Annotated in this window: 18 protein-coding genes and 1 tRNA gene; 1 reads left to right on the top strand and 18 read right to left on the bottom strand. The window is 66.5% G+C overall.

The genetic code is table 11. The features are described from left to right. Positions 1 to 79 precede the first annotated feature (79 nt). The 12 genes from ACG00Y_RS02945 to ACG00Y_RS02890 all read right to left on the bottom strand — a co-directional run bounded on the left by ACG00Y_RS02945 (position 80) and on the right by ACG00Y_RS02890 (position 13,930). A tRNA-Pro gene (locus tag ACG00Y_RS02945) sits at positions 80 to 156 on the bottom strand. Positions 157 to 190: 34 nt separating this feature from the next. Then, positions 191 to 715: a MerR family transcriptional regulator gene (locus tag ACG00Y_RS02940; RefSeq protein WP_394475814.1), complete on the bottom strand. Its 525-nt coding sequence runs from the start codon at positions 713 to 715 to the stop codon at positions 191 to 193. Positions 716 to 750: 35 nt separating this feature from the next. Next, a complete protein-coding gene (locus tag ACG00Y_RS02935) occupies positions 751 to 1,119 on the bottom strand; it encodes an integration host factor subunit alpha (protein ID WP_394475812.1) in 369 nt (122 codons plus the stop codon). Positions 1,120 to 1,143: 24 nt separating this feature from the next. Next, a complete protein-coding gene (gene pheT / locus ACG00Y_RS02930; RefSeq protein ID WP_394475810.1) occupies positions 1,144 to 3,573 on the bottom strand; it encodes a phenylalanine--tRNA ligase subunit beta in 2,430 nt (809 codons plus the stop codon). A gap of 10 nt (positions 3,574 to 3,583) precedes the next feature. After that, positions 3,584 to 4,639 (bottom strand): phenylalanine--tRNA ligase subunit alpha, encoded by a 1,056-nt coding sequence (pheS, locus tag ACG00Y_RS02925; RefSeq protein ID WP_394475808.1) that lies wholly within the window; start codon positions 4,637 to 4,639, stop codon positions 3,584 to 3,586. A gap of 85 nt (positions 4,640 to 4,724) precedes the next feature. Further along, the gene (gene rplT, locus ACG00Y_RS02920) at positions 4,725 to 5,081 is read right to left on the bottom strand and encodes a 50S ribosomal protein L20 (protein ID WP_025564000.1); all 357 of its coding nucleotides are present in this window, start codon (positions 5,079 to 5,081) and stop codon (positions 4,725 to 4,727) included. 26 nt (positions 5,082 to 5,107) lie between these two features. Next, positions 5,108 to 5,311, bottom strand: coding sequence for a 50S ribosomal protein L35 (rpmI, locus tag ACG00Y_RS02915; RefSeq protein WP_119042821.1), 204 nt, complete (start codon positions 5,309 to 5,311; stop codon positions 5,108 to 5,110). 120 nt (positions 5,312 to 5,431) lie between these two features. Further along, a complete protein-coding gene (gene infC / locus ACG00Y_RS02910; protein WP_082568087.1) occupies positions 5,432 to 5,977 on the bottom strand; it encodes a translation initiation factor IF-3 in 546 nt (181 codons plus the stop codon). Positions 5,978 to 6,045: 68 nt separating this feature from the next. Then, positions 6,046 to 7,953, bottom strand: coding sequence for a threonine--tRNA ligase (gene thrS, locus ACG00Y_RS02905; RefSeq protein ID WP_394475806.1), 1,908 nt, complete (start codon positions 7,951 to 7,953; stop codon positions 6,046 to 6,048). Positions 7,954 to 8,133: 180 nt separating this feature from the next. After that, positions 8,134 to 9,219, bottom strand: coding sequence for a patatin-like phospholipase family protein (locus ACG00Y_RS02900; RefSeq protein ID WP_394475804.1), 1,086 nt, complete (start codon positions 9,217 to 9,219; stop codon positions 8,134 to 8,136). Beyond that, positions 9,219 to 11,453 (bottom strand): TonB-dependent receptor plug domain-containing protein, encoded by a 2,235-nt coding sequence (locus tag ACG00Y_RS02895; protein ID WP_394475803.1) that lies wholly within the window; start codon positions 11,451 to 11,453, stop codon positions 9,219 to 9,221. Before ACG00Y_RS02895 ends, ACG00Y_RS02900 begins: the two co-directional genes overlap by 1 nt. Positions 11,454 to 11,605: 152 nt before the next feature. Continuing rightward, on the bottom strand, positions 11,606 to 13,930 hold the full coding sequence (locus ACG00Y_RS02890; protein ID WP_394475801.1) for a Tex family protein: 2,325 nt from the start codon (positions 13,928 to 13,930) through the stop codon (positions 11,606 to 11,608). Positions 13,931 to 14,074: 144 nt separating this feature from the next. Here ACG00Y_RS02890 and ACG00Y_RS02885 point away from each other — a divergent pair, with 144 nt between their 5' ends. Continuing rightward, complete coding sequence (locus ACG00Y_RS02885) at positions 14,075 to 14,719, top strand: glycoside hydrolase family 19 protein (protein ID WP_394475799.1); 645 nt, start codon at positions 14,075 to 14,077, stop codon at positions 14,717 to 14,719. On the opposite strand, the gene ACG00Y_RS02880 is transcribed toward ACG00Y_RS02885, so the two are convergent. The 6 genes from ACG00Y_RS02880 to ACG00Y_RS02855 form a co-directional block, all read right to left on the bottom strand. Further along, positions 14,716 to 15,705, bottom strand: coding sequence for a hypothetical protein (locus tag ACG00Y_RS02880; RefSeq protein ID WP_394475798.1), 990 nt, complete (start codon positions 15,703 to 15,705; stop codon positions 14,716 to 14,718). The two genes, ACG00Y_RS02885 and ACG00Y_RS02880, sit on opposite strands and share 4 nt — an antisense overlap. A gap of 120 nt (positions 15,706 to 15,825) precedes the next feature. After that, on the bottom strand, positions 15,826 to 17,091 hold the full coding sequence (locus tag ACG00Y_RS02875; protein ID WP_394475796.1) for a TIGR03862 family flavoprotein: 1,266 nt from the start codon (positions 17,089 to 17,091) through the stop codon (positions 15,826 to 15,828). 56 nt (positions 17,092 to 17,147) lie between these two features. Further along, complete coding sequence (locus ACG00Y_RS02870) at positions 17,148 to 18,659, bottom strand: MFS transporter (RefSeq protein WP_394475794.1); 1,512 nt, start codon at positions 18,657 to 18,659, stop codon at positions 17,148 to 17,150. Between the two features lie 217 nt (positions 18,660 to 18,876). Then, complete coding sequence (locus ACG00Y_RS02865; RefSeq protein ID WP_394475793.1) at positions 18,877 to 19,764, bottom strand: SDR family oxidoreductase; 888 nt, start codon at positions 19,762 to 19,764, stop codon at positions 18,877 to 18,879. Beyond that, the gene (locus ACG00Y_RS02860) at positions 19,761 to 20,213 is read right to left on the bottom strand and encodes a GNAT family N-acetyltransferase (protein WP_394475791.1); all 453 of its coding nucleotides are present in this window, start codon (positions 20,211 to 20,213) and stop codon (positions 19,761 to 19,763) included. Before ACG00Y_RS02860 ends, ACG00Y_RS02865 begins: the two co-directional genes overlap by 4 nt. Next, positions 20,213 to 21,232, bottom strand: coding sequence for an NADP-dependent oxidoreductase (locus ACG00Y_RS02855; protein WP_394475790.1), 1,020 nt, complete (start codon positions 21,230 to 21,232; stop codon positions 20,213 to 20,215). Before ACG00Y_RS02855 ends, ACG00Y_RS02860 begins: the two co-directional genes overlap by 1 nt. Between the last annotated feature and the right edge of the window lie 9 nt (positions 21,233 to 21,241).

The following is a 21,241-nucleotide window of genomic DNA, read 5'->3' as shown; positions in this document are numbered from 1 at the left end:
CTGAGTGATTGGTAAGCCGTAAATGGAAAAACGGGTTAGCGGCCTGAGCTGCTAACCCGTTGATCTACTTCAATAAAAATGGTCGGGACGGCGGGATTCGAACTCGCGACCCCTTGCACCCCATGCAAGTGCGCTACCAGGCTGCGCTACGCCCCGACTGAGCCAAAAAGTATAACCCAGAATGTCGCGCTCAGGTTAGAAGGCTGGCGCGGATAGAAAGAAGTTCTGCGCGGACCTGCTCCAGCGACGTGAGTGGGTCAACGGCCAGCACGGGCAGCGTCATCGTGGCCTCGGCAGCCTTCAGCGGTTGCGCATGGGCTAAGGACGTGCGCGCGGCGGGTAGGCGTGGCGCTGCAGGGGCGGTATCGAGGTCGTCATCCTCTTCCAGCTCACCGTCCAACGCATCGAGCGCCTGGGCGGCTTCCGCTTCATCACGGAAGTTCTGCGCTGCAGAAGGCGGCAGGCCTTCGCTGAGTTGGTTGCGCGCGCCGCTGATCGTGAAGCCCTGGTCGTAGAGCAGGTCACGGATGCGGCGGATCAGCAGCACCTCGTGGTGTTGGTAGTAGCGCCGGTTGCCGCGCCGCTTCATGGGCTTGAGCTGGGTGAACTCCTGCTCCCAGTAACGCAAGACATAGGGCTTCACACCGCACAACTCGCTCACTTCACCAATGGTGAAGTAGCGTTTGGCGGGGATGGCGGGAAGCGCCTTTTCCATTGCAAATCAACGAGTTCTGGTGAGGAGGGGGGACTCTACTCGAAGTCTTCCCCAGGCGGCGCGTCGCCTTGTACCAAGCCCTTGAGTTTGTGACTGGCGTGAAAAGTCACGACGTTGCGCGCCTTGATCGGGATGGATTCGCCGGTGCGTGGGTTGCGCCCGGGGCGTGGCGCCTTGCGGCGGATGTTGAAGTTGCCGAACCCAGAGAGCTTCACGTCCTGACCCTTGACGAGGCTGTCGTGCAGGATGTCGAAGAAGGCCTCGACCATGTCCTTGGACTCGCGCTTGTTCAGGCCCAGCTTGTCGAACAGCAGCTCGGCCAGCTCGGCCTTGGTCAGCGTGGGCGTTTCCAGGCTGCCGATGACGACCGCTGCGGCTTGTTTCTTGACGTCGTTTGCGTCCATTTTGTGTGTTCCTCCTCCTGAGGATCAGCCGCGCAGGCGGGCGCCCAACTGGCTGCTTGCTGCCGCGACGATGCCCGCCACGGCCGCGTCGATGCGCTCTTCGGTCAGCGTGGCTTCGTCGTCGAGCAGTTCCAGGCGCACGGCCAGGCTGCGCTCGTCGGCTTGCAGGTCGGTGGCGCTGCCAGCGGCGGGCTTGAAAACGTCGAACAACTTCGCCGAGCGCAGCAGTGCGCCGCCAGCCGTCGTGATGGTGGCGATCAGTGCATCGTGCGGCGTGCTGTCCTTCACCACCAACGCCAGGTCGCGCTGCACGGCCTGCTGACGCGGCAACGGCCGGCCTTGCGGCAGCGTGCGCAGCAGCGCGGCATCAAGGTTCAGCTCGAAGACAACGGGCGCGCCGCCGCTGATCTCGTAGCCCTGGCGCCAGCGTGGGTGCAGTTCACCGACGACACCGATGACAGCGCCGTTCAGGCTGACGCGCGCGCTGCGGCCTGGGTGCAGGGCGGGGTGCTCGGCGGCGTCGAAGGCCAGTGTCTGCGGCGCGAACAGTGCTTCGAGGTCGCCCTTCACATCGAAGAAGTCGACCGCACGATCCTTCTGGCTCCACTGCTGCTGATCGGCCGGGCCCCAGGCCAGACCGCCCAGGCGCAGCGGCTGCTCAATGCCGGCTACGCTGAGCGGCCCATGCCTCACACCGGCATCGCGCTTGAACACGCGGCCCAGCTCGAACACGCGCACGCGGGGCGCGCGACGGGCCTGGTTGTGGCGCAGTACCTGGACAAGGCTGCCGATGAGGCTGGTGCGCATCACCGACAGCGGCGCCGCGATGGGGTTCAGCAGCTTGATCGGGTCGGTGACGCCGGCCAGTTCGCGCTCCCAGCGTTCCTCGACGAAGCTGAAGTTGATCGTCTCGAAGTAGTCGCGCGCGGCCACGGCACGGCGCAGCGCGTGGGTGGACTGGCGCGACTCCGAGCCTGTGCGGCCGACGATGGGTGCCAGTGGCGCGGTGGACGGCAACGTCGGGTAGCCCAGCACGCGGATGACTTCCTCGATGAGGTCTTCCTCGATCTGGATGTCGAATCGCCAGCTCGGCGGTGTCACCGTGATCACGCCGTCAGCAGCCGTGAAGGGCAGGCCCAGGCGCGTGAACACGCTTTCGCATTGGGCCTGAGTCACCGGCATGCCAATGACCTTGGCAGCGCGCCCGACCCGCAGGGCCACGGGCTTGGCCACGGGCACGTTGGGCGACTGGTCGTCCATCGGGCCCACGCGCGTGTCTGCCGTACCGCAGATGTCGATGATGAGCTGCGTGATGCGCTCGATGTGCTCGACGGTTTGCGACGCATCGACACCGCGCTCGAAGCGATGGCCGGCGTCGGTGGAGAAGTTGTAGCGGCGGCCTCGGCCCATGACGGCCTCAGGCCACCAGAAGGCGGCTTCGACGTAGACGTTGCGCGTGTCGTCGGACACGGCGGTGTGGTCGCCGCCCATGATGCCGGCGAGCGACTCGACCTCGCGCGCATCGGCGATGACGCCGACTTTTTCGTCAACGGTGATGGTATTCCCGTTCAGCAGCTTGAGCTGCTCCCCTGCCTTGCCCCAGCGCACGACCAGCTCGCCGCTGATCTTGTCGAGGTCGAAGATGTGCGACGGGCGGCCGTACTCGAACATCACGTAGTTCGAGATATCCACCAGCGCCGTCACCGAGCGCTGGCCGCAGCGCTCCAGGCGCTGGATCATCCAGGCGGGTGTCTTGGCCTTGGTGTCGATGCCCTTGACGATGCGGCCGGAGAAACGGCCGCACAGATCGGTGGCCTCGACGCGCACGGGCAGCTTGTCGTCCAGCGTCGGCTTGACCGGCGGGAACTCGGCCTTCAGCAGCGGCGCGCCGGTCAGCGCGGCCACTTCGCGGGCGATGCCGTAGACGCTCAGGCCGTGGCCCAGGTTGGGCGTGAGCTTCAGCGTGAACAGCGTGTCGTCGAGGTTCAGGTGCTTGCGGATGTCCTCGCCGATGACCGCATCGGCCGGCAGTTCCAGCAGGCCACCATGGTCTTCGCTGAGCTTGAGCTCACGCGCCGAGCACAGCATGCCGAAGCTCTCGACGCCGCGCAGCTTGCCGACACCGATCTTGAAGGGTTTGGCCGCGTCGTCGGTCGGCAATTCAGCGCCGACCGTGGCCAGCGGCACCTTGATGCCGACACGGGCGTTGGGCGCGCCGCAGACGATCTGCACCGGTTCGGTGCCACCGGCGTTGACCTTGCAGACGCGCAGCTTGTCGGCGTTCGGGTGCTGCTCGGCTTCGAGGATTTCGGCGACGACGATGCCGTGGAAGGGCGGTGCCACGGGGCTCAGGTCTTCCACTTCCATGCCGGACATGGTCAGCAGCTCGGCCAGGGCTTGGGTAGACAGCGGCGGGTTGCAGAACTCGCGCAGCCAGGACTCGGGGAATTGCATAACGTTCTAGTTACTTGAACTGCGAGAGAAAACGGAGGTCGCCGTCGAAGAAGGCGCGCAGGTCGTTGACGCCATAGCGCAGCATCGCCAGGCGGTCGATGCCGGAGCCGAACGCAAAGCCGATGTAGCGCTCCGGGTCCAGGCCCATGTTGCGGATCACCTGCGGATGCACCTGGCCGGAGCCCGACACCTCCAGCCAGCGGCCCTTCAGCGGGCCGCTCTCGAACATGATGTCGATCTCGGCGCTGGGTTCGGTGAACGGGAAGTAGCTGGGGCGGAAACGCAGCTGCAGCTGGTCGGTCTCGAAGAAGGCGGTGATGAAGTTCAGGTAGACCGCCTTCAGGTCCTTGAACGAGATGTTCTCGCCCACCCACAGGCCTTCGACCTGGTGGAACATCGGCGAGTGGGTCGCGTCGCTGTCGACACGGTAGGTGCGGCCCGGCGCGATGACGCGTATTTCTGGCATCCCTTCGGGCATCGTGGCTTGGGCTGCATAGCGCTTGGCGTGGGCTTGCGCGTAGCGGATCTGCATCGGGCTGGTGTGCGGGCGCAGGTTCAGCCAGGCGCCGTTCTCGTCCTTCATGTCGACGTAGAACGTGTCCTGCATGGAGCGGGCGGGGTGGTTCTCCGGGTTGTTGAGTGCCGAGAAGCTGTACCAGTCAGTCTCGATCTCGGGGCCGTCAGCCACGTCGAAGCCCATGGAGCCGAAGATGGCCTCGATGCGCTCCATGGCCCGCGTGATCGGGTGCAGGCCGCCGGTGCCACGGCTGCGGCCGGGCAGGGTGATGTCTAGCGCCTCGGCCTTGAGCTGCTTCTCCAACTCGGCGGCGGCCAGCGCGTCGCGGCGAGCGGTGAGGGCGGCTTCGATGCCGACCTTGAGCTGGTTGATCTCGGCGCCGCGGGTCTTCTTTTCCTCGATGCTGAGGGCGCCCAGGCCCTTCATCAGCTCGGTCACGCGACCGGACTTGCCGAGGAAACGGGCCTTGGCGTTTTCGAGTTCGGCGGGCGTAGGCGCAGCGGCAAAGTCGCTTCGGGCCGCATCAAGAAGGGCGTCGAGATCTGACATTCGGAATTCGGAAATGAAAAAGGGCCGACCCATTGGGCCGGCCCTGAAAGTTGCGTGCTCCGGCGCAAACCAGAGCGTGTCGCAATCAGGCGAGCGCGGCCTTCACCTTGGCGAAGATGCTGGCAAAACCAGCCGGATCGTTGACGGCCAGATCGGCGAGGACCTTGCGGTCGATCTCGATCTGGGCCTTCTTCAGACCCGCCACGAACTTGCTGTAGGACAGACCCAGACCACGCGATGCAGCGTTGATACGGGCAATCCAGAGCTGGCGGAAGACGCGCTTCTTGGTGCGGCGGTCACGGTAAGCGTATTGGCCCGCCTTCATCACCGCCTGCTTGGCGATGCGGAAGACGTTCTTACGACGACCGCGGAAGCCCTTGGCCAGAGCCAGGACCTTCTTGTGACGGGCACGAGCGGTTACACCACGTTTGACGCGAGGCATGTGTTTCTCCTTGAGTCGTTAGTGGATTACAGACCAGCAAAGGGCAGCATCTGAGCGATGTGACCCATGTTGGTTTCGTGCACGTTCACAGCGCCGCGCAGCTGACGCTTGTTCTTCGTGGTCTTCTTGGTCAGGATGTGGCGCTTGAACGCCTGACCGCGCTTGACGGTGCCACCCGGACGAACGCGAAAACGCTTTTTCGCGCTGCTCTTGGTCTTCATTTTGGGCATGTGAATGCTCCTTCTAAATGCGTCCCTGGGGCGGTGCCGGTGAGCCCGGCACACTTGTTGGCCTCAGGAGACTAATGAACCCGTCGGCGACCAAACCGGCGGGTTAAAACTTTGCGGCTCTCAGCGCTTTTTGGGCGCCAGGACCATGATCATTTGCCGACCTTCGAGCTTTGGCATGTTCTCGACGATCGCCACATCGGCCAGTTCGTCGCGAATCCGCTCCAGCAGGCGCATACCGATGTCCTGGTGCGTGATTTCGCGGCCCCGGTAGCGCAGCGTGACCTTGCCCTTGTCGCCGTCTTCGGCAATGAAGCGGCGCAGATTGCGCATCTTGATCTGGTAGTCGCCTTCGTCCGTACCCGGGCGGAACTTGACTTCCTTGATCTCGATGATCTTCTGCTTGGACTTGGCTTCGGCAGCGCGTTTCTGCTCCTGGTACTTGAACTTGCCGTAGTCCATCAGCCGGCAGACCGGCGGATTGGCAGTGGCAGAGATCTCGACCAGATCCACATCCAGTTCGCCCGCCATGCGCAGGGCTTCCTGGATGCTGACAACGCCGATGGGTTCGTTCTCGGGGCCGTTCAGACGGACTTCGGGAGCCATGATTTCGCGGTTCAACCGGTGCTTGCGCTCCGGAATCGCACGACGGTCGGCAAACGTAGCGATGGTGGTGACCTTTCAACAGGCCCCAAGGCGAGGGGCCCAAACAAAACAAATCGCGCCCGGCGGGCTCGTCAGACCTTGTTGGTGATGTCTGCGGAGATCCGATTAAGGAAGTCCTGCAGGGGCATCACGCCGAGATCCTGGTTGCCACGGGCGCGTACCGCAACGCTGCCATTCGCCTTTTCCTTGTCGCCTACGACGAGGATGTACGGCAGCTTTTGCATTGAATGCTGACGGATTTTATAGGTGATCTTCTCGTTGCGCAAATCAGCCGAGGCTCTAAGCCCTTGTTTTTGCAGCGATTTCACAATTTCAGACACGTAATCGGCCTGCGCGTCGGTGATATTGGCCACGACGACCTGAGTTGGTGCAAGCCAAGTGGGCAGCGCGCCGGCGTGCTGTTCGATCAGGATGCCGATGAATCGCTCCAGGCTGCCGACGATGGCGCGGTGCAGCATCAAGGGGCGTTTGTGCTCGCCGTCTTCGTCGACGAAGGCCGCATCCAGGCGCTCCGGCATGTTCGGGTCGACCTGGATCGTGCCGCACTGCCACTCGCGGCCGAGGGCGTCCTTCAGCGTGTATTCGATCTTGGGGCCGTAGAAGGCGCCTTCGCCGGGCAGGTAGGTGAAGTCGCAGCCCGACGCGCGCAAGCCCTCGGCCAGCGCGTGCTCGGCCTTGTCCCAGCTCTCCTCGCTGCCGATGCGCTTTTCCGGGCGCGTCGACAGTTTGTAGATGATGTCGGTGAAGCCGAAGTCCTTGTAGACCTTCTGCAGCAGTGCCGTGAAGGCGGTGACCTCGCCCTGGATCTGGTCTTCCGTGCAGAAGATATGGCCGTCGTCCTGCGTGAAGCCGCGCACGCGCATGATGCCGTGCAGGCCGCCGGTGGGCTCGTTGCGGTGGCACTGGCCGAACTCGCCGAAACGCAGTGGCAGGTCGCGGTAGCTCTTCACGCCCTGCTTGAAGATCAGGATGTGACCGGGGCAGTTCATCGGCTTGAGCGCGTAGTCGCGCTTCTCCGACTCGGTGACGAACATGTTCTCGCGGTACTTGTCCCAGTGGCCGGTCTTCTCCCACAGGCCCTGGTCGAGGAGCTGCGGGCCCTTGACCTCCTGATAGCCGTTGTCGCGGTAGACGCGGCGCATGTACTGCTCCACCTCCTGCCACACCGTCCAGCCCTTGGGGTGCCAGAAGACGACGCCGGGGGCGTGCTCGTCGATGTGGAAGAGGTCCAGCTCCTTGCCGAGCTTGCGGTGGTCACGCTTCTCGGCCTCCTCCAGCATCGTCAGGTACTTCTGCAGGTCGTCCTTGGTGGCCCAGGCCGTGCCGTAGATGCGCTGCAACTGCTCGTTGCGGTGGTCGCCGCGCCAGTAGGCGCCGGCCACCTTCATCAGCTTGAAGTGCTTGAGCTTGCCGGTGCTGGGCACGTGGGGGCCGCGGCAGAGGTCTTCGAAGGCGCCTTCGGCGTACAGCGACACGTCCTGGTCGGCCGGGATGCTCTCGATGATCTCGGCCTTGTAGGCCTCGCCCATGGCCTTGAAATGGGCCACCGCCTCGTCGCGCGGCAGCACGCGGCGCGAGACCTTCACGTCCTTCTTCGCCAGCTCGGTCATCTTGGCCTCGATGGCGGCCAGGTCGTCGGGCGTGAACGGGCGCTTGTAGGCAAAGTCGTAATAGAAGCCGTTCTCGATGACCGGGCCGATGGTGACCTGGGCCTCGGGATAGAGCGACTTGACCGCGTAGGCCAACAGGTGGGCCGTGGAGTGGCGGATCAAGTCCAGGCCGTCGGCGTCCTTCTCGGTGACGATGGCGAGCTGGACGTTGCGGTCGATGACGTGGCTGAGGTCGACGACCTTGCCGTCAACCTTGCCGCCGAGCGCGGCCTTGGCCAGGCCGGCGCCGATGCTGGCGGCGACGTCGCCGACCGAAAGGGCGGCCGGGTACTCACGGCGCGAGCCGTCGGGGAGTTGGATGGAAATCATGAGGTGCTCCGGGAGCGAGAAACAAAAAAGCGCGGCCACTTGCCGCGCTTAATTGGTGAAGTCCGAAAAGGACTGGCGTGACGAGCCGCGGCCGACTAGGTACCGGTGAAGGTGGTCGTAGTTCGCGGTGTCATAACCAGGGTGCCTTTCTCGCTCTTGTGATGGGAGGGAGGCGCGATTCTAAAGCGGCAGGGCGGAAACCGAGTCGCGCTGGGCCAACGCGGCGAATTCGTCGGCCAGGCGCTGGCTTTCCGCCACGGCGATGCGCCAGCGGCGGCGGCGCTCTTCAGCGTCCAGCTTGATGAAATCGTTGCGGTCGGGCAGCTTGGCGCCGGGCAGTGATGCGATCCATTCCGCAGACGGGCACAGCAGCACCACGTTGTCGAGGAAGGCGGTCGAGCGGTGGCGGTGCTTCAGGGCCTTGTCCAGCCAGCCCGGTACGACCTGGCGCTGGAAGTGCGGGTACAGCACCAGCGGCGCATTGGATGACTGCAGCGCGCGGTAGTCGAGGTGCAGGTGGTAGTCGGTGATGCCGCCATCCCAGTAGGCACCGCGCGGCGCGCCGGGGAGGTCGTGCTGGGCCTGCAGCCAGAACGGAATGGAGCAGCTCGCCAGCAGCGCGTCGCGCAGGTTGGCGCGGGACAGGTGGACCTCGCGGCTGCGGAAGTCGTTCAGTCGCAGTGGCAGGCGGTCACGCGGGTCTGAGAAGACGACGCGCTCCAGGAAGCGGCCCAGCAGCGGGCGCGACACGGCATTCGCGGCGAAGGCGCCGAGGTAGCCCAGCGGCGTGCGCAGCTTGCCCTCGCGTGCCAGCAGGCCCGCGCGACCACGTGACGTGACGACGTGCAGTCGGAAGCGCGGGTGGGCCAGCACGTCGGCCTCGCGGCCCTGGAAGATCTCACCCAGGATCTCGCCGAATCGCCGGCTGACGCCCTCTGGCCGCGGGCGCTTGTCGCCGGGCAGCGCGTCGTATTGCTGCGTCACGTAGGCCTCGGCCATGACGTTGAACGCATCGGCGACATCGCGATGGGCGAGGGCTGCGGTGGCCATGCGCCAGGCGCCGATGCTGGCGCCGACGAGGTGCACGGTCTGGCGGCTTTGCGGCAGCCAGTCGCCGAAGATGAAGCGGTCCAGGCCGTTCAGGATCAGGCCCTTGGGGCCGCCGGCAGCGGCAGGGATCAAGCCAATGTCTTCAGCCCGCAGGCCCCGTTCGGCCAGCCGCGCTTTGGCGGCGGCGCCCGCGTAGACCTGCAAGGCTTGGGGCATCAGAACTTGTGTTCCCAGTTCACCGACCACCAGGGCACAGGCTCGCGCCTGTTGACGCTGAAGTCGGCCAGCTCGGTGTAGGTCACGCGGTTGCCTTGCTTGGGCTGGAACAGTCCATTGACGCTGACGCGCACGCCGTCCTTGGGACTGAGCTGCCACATTGCGAAGGCGTCCACCGAGCGGGCGGCGAAGTTCTCCTGGCTCGCCTCCGTGCTCTGGCGCACCGTGAAGTCCGGCGCGATCTGAGCGCTGAAACCCATGCTGATCGGCAGGCTCTTCATGCGGTAGTCCGCGCCGAAGTTGAACTGCCAAGGCTGCTGGCCTTCCAGCCGGTTGTTGGGGCCGGGAATGTCGCCGACGGTGGAGCGGTACAAGTTCAACGACGCGCGCAGGCTCAGCGCCGTCGTCGGCTCGAACAGGCTGGGGAACAGCTCCCCGGCGCGGCCCTTGACTTCCAGCTCCAGGCCTTGCGTAGTTGCCTTGCTGAGGTTGACTTGTGTGACGACCCAGCGCGGGGTTGTTGACCAGGGCACCGTCATCAGGCGGGGCTGGTCGGTGCGGATCAGGTTGGTGATGCGGCGGTGGAAGACGCCCACCGACATCAGGCCGCCGGCCGGCAGATAGCGCTCGTAGGCGATGTCCAGGCCGGTGGCCAGTTCGGGCTTGAGCGCGGGGTTGCCATTGCGATCAGGCGTGGACTTCGTGTTGCCGTTCTCCTCAGTGAGGTTGATGGACGGGCGGTTGATGAGCTGCTGGATGTCCGGCGCCTTGTAGCTGCGCGTCAGGCTGGCGCGCACGAGGTCGCGGCTTTTCGGGTCGGGCTTGAAGTTCAGGTGCAGCAGCGGCGTCGTGACCTTGCTGGTGCTCTGGAAATCGCTGCTGCCGGCCGCGTCCGTGCTGCCTTCGCTGGCCATCTTGATCTGCTCATGGCGCACGCCGAAATAGGCGGACCACTGCTTGTTGATCTCCCACTCGTCCTGGCCGTAGACGGCGGTGCGGGTGATGGTGGCGTTGAAGGGCTGGCCTTCGATGCCGGGCAGCAAGTCATTGCCGTTCTCGGTGGTGCGGCGCTTTTCGTCGCGCACACGGCGGTCGATCTCTCCGCCGAACGTGATGGTGTGAGCCTCGCCCGCGTACTGGCTGTACTTGCCGCCCAGCGTGGTGTTGCGGTTCTTGTTGTCTCCCGACGTGATGCGTTCGATGGGCTCGGGCGCGGAGCCGTTGCGGCCGTTGAAGGCGAAGCGGAAGTCGGCCCCGCCCGAGCCCGTGCCGGCGCGCAGTTCGATGCGGCGGTCCTCGCTGAATCGGTTGTTGTATTGCAGGTTGATGCGATTGGCCGAGAACGTGCCGCGATTGCGCGTGGTCTCGTCAACGGTGCGTGGCTTGTAGCCGACGGAGCTGTCCGCCAGGGTGCTGACGGTGTTGGCGCCTTCATTGCGGAAGCGGTTCTGCACGAAGAAGCCCTGCACGCTGAGGGTCTCGTCGTCGCCCAGCTTCCAGTTCAGGCGCGGCGAGATGTTGAAGCCGCGGCCGTGGGCGCGGTCCCGGCCCTCGTTGGTGACATGCTGGCGCTGCGGCGTGCCATTTGGTGGGTTGAGATTGGTCAGCCTCTCGCCCTCCGTCTCATTGACGAAGTTCCACTGGTAGACCGAAATCGGCAGCACGAAGCCCACGCCGCCGACGACCCGGTCGCCGTAGGTGAAGCCGGCGTTGATGACGGGCTTCTCGCTCGCGTAGTTCACGCCGATGCGCAGGTCCTTCTGCACGACGCGGGGCGCATCCTTGAGGATGATGTTCAGCGTGCCGGCAATGGCCTGGGCGCTCTGGTCGGCGGTCGGGGCCTTGGTCACCTCCAGGCGCTCGACCTGGGCGGGGTTGAGGTTGTCCAGGCTGAAGCCCGGGGGCGCCGGCTCGCCGTTGACGAGGATCTGCGTGTAGGCGCCGCCCATGCCGCGCATGCGCAGCTGGCCGCCGGAGACGTTGATGCCGGGCAGGCGCTTGAGCACATCGCTGAGTTGCGTGTCGCCGTACTTGTCCAGCTCCTCGCGGCCATAGAGCTGCTTGGCGATGGGCTCGCGGCGGCGCAGGTCGGTGTCGGTCTGCTGACGCGTGACGGACACGCGCTCGAGCTGGTTGTTCTGCGTCGGCGAGGTGGCGGCGCGGTCGACCTCCTGCTGGGCCAGGACCAGGGCGGGGCAGAGCAGCAGCAGGGAGGCGAGGGCGGGGGTTTTCAAGAGGGACTCCGGATGTTCGATGCGGCGCGGACCATAGCCGTGATGAAGACGCGATGCAGTCGGCCTGCGACCGGCTGCGGTTTGCGGGGCATCAGTCGACGGCCATGGGTGCGGGGCGGGATGTTGGCAGCGCTGCGTGTCAATGACGAAGGTCAGCGTTTGAGCTTGGCGAAGGCCGAGGCCATGGCGCTGGCACCGGCCGGTTGCGTGTCGCGCGCACCGCCGCCGGGTCGTTCGTTGCGGGCGGCGGGGCGATAGCTGTTGTCCTGCTTGGGGCCACGTGGCGCCTGGGCATCGAGCTTCATCGTCAGCGAGATGCGCTGGCGCGCCAGGTCGACCTCCAGCACCTTGACCTTGACGATGTCGCCGGTCTTGACCACCTCGCGCGCGTCGCTGACGAACTTGTTGGCTAGTTGGCTGACGTGGATCAGGCCGTCCTGGTGCACGCCCAGGTCGACGAAAGCGCCGAACTGCGCGACGTTGCTGACCGTGCCTTCGAGCAGCATGCCGGGTTGCAAGTCCTTGACGTCCTCGACGCCGTCGTTGAAGCGCGCCACCTTGAAGTCCGGGCGCGGGTCGCGGCCAGGTTTCTCCAGCTCGGCCAGCACGTCCTTGACGGTGATGAGGCCGAAGCGCTCGTCGGCCAGCAGCTCGGGCTTCAAGGTGCGCAACACGTCACTGCGACCGACGATCTCGTCGGCCGTGCGCTTCAGCAGCGTCAAAGCCTTCTCGACCAGCGGATAGGTCTCCGGGTGTACGCCGCTGAGGTCCAACGGGTTGTCGCCGCCGCGGATGCGCAGGAAGCCGGCCGACTGCTCGAAGGTCTTGGGGCCTAGGCCCGTCACGTCCAGCAGCTGCTGGCGATTGCGGAAGGCGCCGTTGGCATCGCGCCAGCGCACGATGCTGCTGGCCACCGACGCCGACAGCCCCGACACGCGCGCCAGCAGCGCCTGCGACGCGGTGTTCAGGTCCACTCCCACCTTGTTGACGCAGTCCTCGACGACGGCGTCCAGCGCGCGCGCCATCTCGCTCTGGTTGACGTCGTGCTGGTACTGGCCGACGCCGATGCTCTTGGGGTCGATCTTGACCAGCTCGGCCAGCGGGTCCTGCAGGCGGCGCGCGATGGAGACGGCGCCGCGCAGCGACACGTCCAGGTCGGGCAGCTCCTTGGACGCGAACTCGCTCGCCGAGTAGACCGACGCGCCGGCCTCGCTGACGACGACGCGCTCGATCTTGACGTTAGCGTCCAGCGCCTGCAGCTTCTTGATGAGTTCCCCAGCCAGCTTGTCAGTCTCGCGGCTGGCGGTGCCGTTGCCGATGGCGATGAGATTGACGCCGTGCGTGGCGCACAGCTTGGCCAGCGTGTGCAGGGCGCCGTCCCAATCGCGGCGGGGTTCGTGGGGGTAGACGGTTGAGGTGTCCAAAACACGACCCGTGTCGCTTACCACGGCCACCTTGACGCCGGTGCGGATGCCCGGGTCCAGCCCCATGACGACGCGCTTGCCGGCCGGTGCGGCCAGCAGCAGGTCGCGCAGGTTCTCGGCGAAGACCTTGATGGCGGTGGCTTCGGCCGACTCCCGAAGACGCGCAAACAGGTCGCGCTCAAGGCTCAGCGACAGCTTGACCTTCCAGGTCCAGCCAATGGTCTTGCGGATCAGCGCGTCGCCCGGGCGATTGGCGTGGCGCCAGCCGAGGTGGGAGGCAATGCGGCCCTCGGCCAGCGTGGGCTGGCCGGCAATGACTTCCTCGTCGAGCACGAGCTTGGCATCCAGCAGCTCCAGCGTGCGGCCGCGGAACACAGCCAGCGCGCGGTGCGAGGGCACGGTGCGAATGGGTTCGGCGTAGTCGAAGTAGTCGCGGAACTTGGCGTGGTCCGGCACGTCCGGGCTCTTGCCGTCCATGATCTTGCTCTGGAACAGGCCGTCGGCCCACAGCCACTCGCGCAGCTTGCCCACCAGCGCGGCGTCCTCGGCCCAGCGCTCGGAGAGCAGGTCGCGCACGCCGTCCAGCACCGCGTGGGCATCGGCAAAGCCGCCTTCGACGTTGATGAAGCTGGCCGCTTCGTCGAGCGGCGTCAGCGTCGGGTCGGCGAACAGCTTGTCCGCCAGCGGCTCTAGCCCCGCCTCGCGGGCGATCAAGCCCTTGGTGCGGCGCTTGACTTTGTAGGGCAGGTAGAGGTCTTCCAACTCCTGCTTGGTCGGGGCGGCCTCGATGGCAGCCCGCAGCTCCGGCGTCAGCTTGCCCTGCTCGGCGATGCTCTTGAGCACCGCCTCGCGCCGGTCGGCCAGCTCGCGCAGGTAGGCCAGGCGGGCGTCCAGCTCGCGCAGCTGGATGTCGTCCAGGCCGTCGGTGGCCTCCTTGCGGTAGCGGGCGATGAAGGGCACGGTGGCCCCGCCGTCCAGCAGGTCGACGGCAGCTTGAACCTGGGCGGGCCGAACCTTGAGTTCGGCGGCAATCTGAAGAAGGATGCTGTCCACAAAACAAAGGGCGCCGGCATGGGCGCCCTGGGGAAAACGCGAGAACCCGCATTCTGCCAAAGCGCAACGGGGCGTCCTCAATCGCATGGAGGCGGGGCTGGGGCGATCTGGCTAGGCTGCGCCCTCCCACTGCCGGAGCCCGCCATGCCCATCGCCCTGTCGCTGCCCTTGCTTGCCCAGCTCGCGCCCAACGCCCGCTCCAGCTGTCGCGAGGGCGCGGCCAACGCGCAGCCGGTGCTGGACCGCCACGGCATTACGCAGAGCAAGCTGCGCCTGGCGCATTTCCTAGCGCAGATCATGCACGAGAGCGGCGCGCTGACGCTGCAGCAGGAGAACCTGAACTACAGCGCGCCGCGCCTGCCGGTGGTGTGGCCGTCACGCTTCCAGCCGCGCGGGCCGCTGGACCCGGCCGCCTTCGCCAACAACCCCGAGAAGCTGGCCAACGAGGTCTACGGCGGCCGCATGGGCAACACGCGGCCGGGCGACGGCTTCAAGTACCGTGGCCGGGGGCTGATGCAGCTGACCGGCCGCAGCAGCTACCAGGAGGCGACGCGCATCCTGCGCGGGTTCTCGGCCGACGCGCCCGACTTCGAGGCCGACCCCGACCTCGTCTTCAGCGCCGCCTGGGCCCTGCCGATCGCGGCCGCCGAGTGGGAGTCCAAGGGCTGCAACCCGCTGGCGGATGAAGACCAGATCACCAAGGTCACGCAGCGCATCAACGGCGGGCAGATCGGCATTGCCGCGCGGCGCGACTGGCTGCTGCGGGTGAAGGCGCTGCTTAAGATCTAGCGGCGGCGTGCTGCGCACACCGCCAGCAGGCCCGCGATCAGCAGGGCTGCCTGCGCCGGCTCCGGCACCGGCGAGATCGCGCTGAAGGGCAGCGCCGCATCGCCACCGACCGACACGCTGCTGACCTCCAGGCTGTGCGAGAAGTCGGCGAGGCCGCCGTTCTGCGCGCCGGTGAACAGCACGACGTTGAAGAAATACAGGTAGCGGCCGCAGGCCGGCGAGAACGGCGTGTCGCAGTTCTGCCGCGTGCCCTGGGCCGTGACGCGCAGCGTCGTGTCCACGGCGATGGTGCTGTCCGCCGCGCTGGTCTGCGCCCCGAAGGCGTCCAGATGCGTCTGCGTGCTGGACGTGAGGCTGCGGTACTGCTGGATGAGCGCGTCGCCCTCGGCATAGGGGTCCAAGCCGGCGGCGTTGAACGTGGCGACGGCCGCTTCCGTTGTGTAGTTGGCATGGGAGCCATAAGTCAACGCCGCCACGGCCGCGCCCGAGGTGTCGGCGCCGGCCGGCCGGTCGCCGAGGCGGCTGAGCTGGCCGGTGAGCTTGATGTCGAACTGGAAGCTCGTGTCCTGCTCCAGGTAGGCGGCGTAGGTCACGGTCGAGTAGCCGATGGCGGCGGCCCCCGTGCCGAGCGGATTCAGCGTGTCGCGGGCCGACGCCATGGTGCCAACGCCGGTGGGCGACACGCGGGCCGAGGCGGCGGCGAGCTTCGCTCCGGCGGCCTGCGAGGTCTCGGCGCTGCGGCTGAGATCGGCGCCGGCAGGGAAGGCCTTGAACCCGCCCTGCTGCGTGACCACGCCGTCGACCACGGTGCCCGCCGTGTTGAAGTTGGCGAAGACATACCACTGGTTCAGCTCCAGCCCGTACAGGTTGGACAGGTCCGGCTGGCCCAGGGGCAGGGTGGGTGCCGCAGCGTCGGCCATGGCGGCTTGCGGGGCGAGGGCGGCGGACAGGCTCAGGGCCGAGGCGGCGAGGCGCAGGGAGTTCATGCGAGGTGGCGTTAGGAAGACGCGGCAGTCTAGAAGCCGCCTCTTGCTCGCCAGCCCAGGCGGCACCTGCGACTTAGGGAGCCGCGCCGCGCCGATTGCAACAGCCTGTGACGGCGGCGCTCAGAGCTGCGCGGCGAGCCACGCCGAGACGCCGCCAGCCGCCGCCCGGCCGCTGGCGAAGCAGGCCGTCAGCAGATAGCCGCCCGTCGGTGCTTCCCAGTCGACCATCTCGCCGGCGGCAAAGACGCCCGGCAGCGCGGTCAGCATCAGGCCGTCGTTCATGGCCTCGAAGCGGATGCCGCCGGCCGTCGAGATCGCCTCGGCGACCGGCCGCGCGGCATGCAGGCGCAGCGGCAGGGACTTGATGGACGCGGCCAGCGTGGCGGCGTCGAGCATCTGCTCGCGCGTCAGCAGCTCGTGCAGCAGGCCCAGTTTCAGCGGGCTCAGGTGCAGGCGGCTCTTCAGGTGCGACGACAGCGAGCGGCTGCCGCGCGCGTGGCGCACCTCGGCGAACACGCGCTCGGGCGCCAGCTGGGGCAGCAGGTCCAGGTGCAGCGTGGCCGAGCCGTCGCGGGCGATCTGCTCGCGCAACGCGCTGCTGGCGGCATAGACGAGTGAACCTTCGATGCCGGTGGTCGTGATGACGAATTCGCCGGCGCGGTGGGCAAAGCCGTCGGTGGCCAATGCGACAGGCTTGACCGGCTGGCCGGCGAACTCGGCGGCGAAGCGCTCGCTCCAGCCGGGGCTGCCCGGGTGGGCTGCGGTGGCGCCGACGTCGAAGCCGCAGTTGGCCGGCTGCAGCGGCGCGATGTCGACACCGTGCGCGGCCAGCAGCGGCGCCCAGGCGCCATCGGAGCCGAGCTGCGGCCAGGACGCGCCGCCCAGCGCCAGCAGCGTGGCGCGCGGTGTGGCGAGGCGCTCGCCGTCGGGTGTGTCGAAACGCAGCACGCCGTCTTCGGCCCAGCCGGTCCAGCGGTGCCTCATCGCGAACTTCACGCCGGCCGCGCGCAGCCGGTGCAGCCAGGCACGCAGCAGCGGCGCGGCCTTCAAGTCCTTGGGGAAGACGCGACCCGAGGTGCCTACAAAGGTCTCGACGCCCAGGCCTGCGGCCCAGTCGCGCAGCGCGGCGGCATCGAAGCTGCGCAGCAGCGGTTCGATCTGACAGGCGCGTTCGCCGAAGCGGCCGAGGAAAGGGGCTAAGGGCTCGGAGTGCGTGAGGTTGAGGCCGCCGATGCCGGCCAGCAGGAACTTGCGGCCGACGCTGGGCTTGGCGTCGAAGACGGTGACGGTGTGGCCGGCTGCGGCCAGCACCTCGGCGGCCATCAGGCCGGCGGGGCCGCCGCCGATGACGGCGATGTCGGGCGTGAGCGTGTCTTGGGGATGCATGCCGGATTCTAGGAACCCGGGCTCATCGCGCCGTGGCAGGCGAGCGGGCTGCCCTCTCAGGCCCGCGCCGTCGCGTTCCCGCCCTCAGGCGCCAAGTGGTTGTTGCCCCAGCACTGCTCGTACTTCCAGCCGGTCAGCTCCTCGGCCACCGCGCGGGCTTCGGCGGGGACGTCGGCGATGCGGCCGCCGGCCTTGATGCGGGCGATTTCCTGCAGCAGCACCGCGTGGTTCTTGCGGTCCAGCTTCATCTGGTAGGTGTAGTAGATGCCGCCCAGGCCCAGCGCGATCACGCCCAGCGTGAAGATGCCGACGATGGCGTTGACGGCCGTGTCCGGCTGGGTGGCCTGGCCCGACAGAAAGCCGAACTGTCCAAGCAGCCAGCCCATCGCGAAGACGATGATCGAGCGGGTGATCTTGCCGGCGAAGGTCATCGCGCCGGCATAGATGCCTTCACGCCGCCGGCCGGTCAGCACCTCGTCGACGTCGGCCAGGAAGGTGTAGACCGTCCAGGGGATGTAGTAGACGCCGCCGGTGCCCAGGCCGAACACGGCCGTGATGGCGAACAGCGCGATGACGGTCGTTTCCTTGGACCAACCCAGGTAATACAGCCCGGCATAGGCCAGCACGCTGCCGCACACGACCAGCAGCGCAATCCGGTAGGGCCGCGCAAAACCGAATTTGATGCACAGGCCGATGAAGGCCATCGTCGATATCAGCTGCATCACCGAGCTGAAACTGTTCAGGTAACCGACCGTGGCTTTGTCCTGGCCAATCGCGAAAATGATGAAGTAGGTGAATATCGAGGCGAACAGCCATTCCGCGCCAAACCCCAGCAGATACATGCCCAGGTGCTTGCGGAAAATCCTCAGGTGGAAGGTGGACAGCATGTCCTTGCACAGCTTCTTGAGCGCCTGCCAAAGGCTGCCGGCACGCTCGTGCACCACCTCGTGCGCCGGCCGCTCCCAGGACATGAAATACAGGGCCGCCATGGCGCCGCACATGATGAGGGCGTAGATGATGCCGGTCAGCAGGAAAGGCGTGGCCGAATCCTTGCTGTAGACCAGGAAAAGCTGGGCCGGGATGAAGGCCGCCAGGAAATTGGCCACCTTGCCGAACATGGCCTTGGAACCCGTCAGCTTGGAGCGCACGGCGAAATCGTCGGTCATCTCCGTGGCCAGGGTTTCATACGGCACCATGATCATGGTGTAGACCAGTTCGAACAGCACGAACATGGTCAGGTAATACCAGAAGCCGAAACCCTCCAGCCACATCAGCGGATAGATCAGGACCGCAGGAATGCCGACCAGAATGAAAAACCGCCGCCGCCCGAACTTGCGGCCCAGCCGCGTGTTGTAGAAGTTGTCGCTGACATAGCCGATCACCGGGTTGCTGATGGCGTCGATGATGTTGGCCACCGCGAAGATCGTGGCCGCCTCGACGACCGTCAAGCCGCAGAAGGTCGTGTAGAAATACAGCAGCCAGGCCGATGCAATGGCCAGCGCACCGCTGCCCAGCAGGTTGGCGCTGCCGTAGCTCAGCGTGTGCTTCAACGTGACCGGTCTACTCATGATCGCTGTCTCTTGTTGTAATGGAATGCAGGTTCATTTTTTGTGACCTGTCGTTCCGTGGAATGAGTATCCCATTTCCAGGTGCTTTGGAGCTTGTCGTGAACCCTGAGCGGCCGCGACCACGTCTTGTCAGCCATGGGTGACAAGACGCGCTCGGTCATGGGCGCCTCGCGGCGCTGGGGTGGTGCTGGCGGCCGGGGGGAGGCCGACGCGATGGTCAGTCGGCGCGCAGCTTGGCGCGCAGGCCGGCGCCGATCTCGGGCCTGTCCTTGAACGGGTCGCTCGGATTGCGCTGCAGCATCACGTCTTCCAGCCGCGTCTGCACGCCGGCCAGCGCCTGCGGGTGGCTGAAGATGTAGAACTTCTGGTGGTCGATGGCGTCGAACACCAGCGCGGCCACGTCGGCCGCCGTCAGCTTGCCGGAGGACACGGCCTTGTCGGTCTGCGCCTGGGAGATCAGCTGGCTCTTGGTCGGCTTGGCCGACGCGAATTCGCTCGGCCGGTTGCGGTGGCTCTGGTGGATGCCGGTGGGCACGAAGAAGGGGCAGAGCACGGACGCGTGAACCTGGTCCGTGACGAGGGACAGGTCTTGATGGAGCGTCTCGCTCAGCGACACCACCGCGTGCTTGGACACGTTGTAGACGCCCATGTTGGGCGGGTTCAGCATGCCAGCCATGGAGGCGGTGTTGACGATGTGGCCCGAGTAGCCCGGGTCGGCCTTGGCGGCGGCCAGCATCATGGGCGTGAACAGGCGCACGCCGTGGACGACGCCCATCAGGTTGACCCCCAGCACCCATTCCCAGTCCGCGAGCGTGTTCTCCCAGATCAGGCCGCCCGAGCCGACGCCGGCATTGTTGAAGACGAAATGAGGGGCGCCGAAGCGGGCCTGCACGGCCTCGGCAAGCGCCTGCATCTGCTCGGCCTTTGCGACGTCGACGACGCGGGACAGCACTTCAACGTTGGTGAACTCGGCGACGGCTTTCTCAAGCGCATCGGCTTGCACATCGACGAGGACGAGGTTCATGCCCCGTTGGGCGGCCAGGCGGGCGGTTTCCAGGCCGAAGCCGGAGCCGGCGCCGGTGATGACGGCTGTTCTCTTGGTCATGTTTGCGTTTCCTTGCGCATCTCCTGGTGAGGGATGCCGTCTTCCATGTATTGCTCGCCGATGGGCGAGAAGCCGAAGCCGCCGTAGAAGCGCTCCAGGTGCGCCTGCGCATGCAGCGTGATCGGATGAGCAGGCCACAGGCGCTCGCACTGCGCAACGGCCTCGGTCATCAACACGCGGCCGGTGCCGCCGCCGCGCGCTGCGGGCGAGGTGACGACGCGGCCGATGAGGGCGTCCGGCGCCTTCACGCCGGGCGGGATCAGTCGTGCATAGGCCTGAAGCGCGCCGTCGTCGTCGGTGCCGAGCAGATGCAGCGTTAGCGGGTCCAGCCCGTCGATGTCGAGGAACACGCAGTTCTGCTCGACGACGAAGACTTCGGAGCGCAGCGCCAGCACGTCGTGGAGTTGCCGGACGCTCAGTTCATCGAAGCGCAGGCAGGTCCAACGCATCAGATCAGCTTGACCAGCTGCTTGCCGAAGTTCTTGCCCTTGAGCAGGCCCATGAAGGCCTCGGGCGCGGCGGCGATGCCGTCTGCCACCGACTCGCGGTACTTCAGCTTGCCCGTGGCCACCAGCCCGCCCAGTTCCTTCAGTGCCTCGGGCCACACCTCCATGTGCTCGGAGACGATGAAGCCCTCGACCTTCATGCGGTTGACGAGGATGAGCTGGGGTGCGGCCATCGGGATGGGCTGACCGTCGTAGCCCGAGATCATGCCGCACATGGCCACGCGGCTGAAGGCGTTGGCGCGCAGCAGCACGGCGTCCAGGATCATGCCGCCGACGTTCTCGAAATAGCCGTCGATGCCGTTCGGGCACTCGGCCTTCAGCGCGGCAGACAGCGAGCGCACATCGGCGTGCTGCTTGTAGTCGATGCAGGCGTCGAAGCCGAGTTCCTCGACGACATAACGGCACTTGTCAGCGCCGCCCGCCAGGCCTACCGCACGGGCGCCGCGCGCCTTGGCCAACTGGCCGACAACCGAGCCGACGGCACCGCTGGCGGCACTGACGACGACCGTCTCGCCGGCCTTGGGGTTGATGATCTTCACGAGGCCATACCAGGCCGTCACGCCGGGCATGCCGACCGGGCCGAGGTAGGCGGACAGGGGGATGTGCGTCGTGTCGACCTTCTGCAGCACGCCGCGCTGGCTGGCGTCGACGGTCTGGAACTCCTGCCAGCCGCCCATGCCGACGACCTTGTCGCCGATGGTGAAATGGCTGTTCTTCGACTCGACGACCTCGCCGACGGTGCCGCCGATCATGACCTCGTCCAGCGGCTGCGAGGCGGCGTAGCTCTTGCTCTCGTTCATGCGGCCGCGCATGTACGGGTCCAGGCTCAGGAAGTGGTTGCGCACCCGCACCTGGCCCTCAGCGAGCGGGGCAAGTTGAGCTTCCACGAGGCGGAAGTTGTCGGGCGTGACCTCGCCCTTGGGGCGGGAGGCGAGGACGATCTGGCGGTTGGTCTGGGTCATGGCGGAACT

The sequence above is a fragment of the Pelomonas parva genome (assembly GCF_043555835.1).
Taxonomy (GTDB): domain Bacteria; phylum Pseudomonadota; class Gammaproteobacteria; order Burkholderiales; family Burkholderiaceae_C; genus Pelomonas; species Pelomonas parva.
Note: the sequence above shows the minus strand (reverse complement) of the source record. Positions and strands in the feature narration are given on the sequence as shown.

What these genes read in the sequence shown, in the direction of transcription:
- ACG00Y_RS02865 (WP_394475793.1), bottom strand. Translation starts at nt 19,764, where the DNA reads ATGACCAAGAGAACAGCCGTCATCACCGGCGCCGGCTCCGGCTTCGGC.
- ACG00Y_RS02860 (WP_394475791.1), bottom strand. Translation starts at nt 20,213, where the DNA reads ATGCGTTGGACCTGCCTGCGCTTCGATGAACTGAGCGTCCGGCAACTC.
- ACG00Y_RS02900 (WP_394475804.1), bottom strand. Translation starts at nt 9,219, where the DNA reads ATGCCCCAAGCCTTGCAGGTCTACGCGGGCGCCGCCGCCAAAGCGCGG.
- pheT (WP_394475810.1), bottom strand. Translation starts at nt 3,573, where the DNA reads ATGCAATTCCCCGAGTCCTGGCTGCGCGAGTTCTGCAACCCGCCGCTG.
- ACG00Y_RS02880 (WP_394475798.1), bottom strand. Translation starts at nt 15,705, where the DNA reads ATGAACTCCCTGCGCCTCGCCGCCTCGGCCCTGAGCCTGTCCGCCGCC.
- rplT (WP_025564000.1), bottom strand. Translation starts at nt 5,081, where the DNA reads ATGCCTCGCGTCAAACGTGGTGTAACCGCTCGTGCCCGTCACAAGAAG.
- thrS (WP_394475806.1), bottom strand. Translation starts at nt 7,953, where the DNA reads ATGATTTCCATCCAACTCCCCGACGGCTCGCGCCGTGAGTACCCGGCC.
- ACG00Y_RS02875 (WP_394475796.1), bottom strand. Translation starts at nt 17,091, where the DNA reads ATGCATCCCCAAGACACGCTCACGCCCGACATCGCCGTCATCGGCGGC.
- pheS (WP_394475808.1), bottom strand. Translation starts at nt 4,639, where the DNA reads ATGTCAGATCTCGACGCCCTTCTTGATGCGGCCCGAAGCGACTTTGCC.
- ACG00Y_RS02870 (WP_394475794.1), bottom strand. Translation starts at nt 18,659, where the DNA reads ATGAGTAGACCGGTCACGTTGAAGCACACGCTGAGCTACGGCAGCGCC.
- ACG00Y_RS02940 (WP_394475814.1), bottom strand. Translation starts at nt 715, where the DNA reads ATGGAAAAGGCGCTTCCCGCCATCCCCGCCAAACGCTACTTCACCATT.
- ACG00Y_RS02855 (WP_394475790.1), bottom strand. Translation starts at nt 21,232, where the DNA reads ATGACCCAGACCAACCGCCAGATCGTCCTCGCCTCCCGCCCCAAGGGC.
- ACG00Y_RS02935 (WP_394475812.1), bottom strand. Translation starts at nt 1,119, where the DNA reads ATGGACGCAAACGACGTCAAGAAACAAGCCGCAGCGGTCGTCATCGGC.
- ACG00Y_RS02885 (WP_394475799.1), top strand. Translation starts at nt 14,075, where the DNA reads ATGCCCATCGCCCTGTCGCTGCCCTTGCTTGCCCAGCTCGCGCCCAAC.
- rpmI (WP_119042821.1), bottom strand. Translation starts at nt 5,311, where the DNA reads ATGCCCAAAATGAAGACCAAGAGCAGCGCGAAAAAGCGTTTTCGCGTT.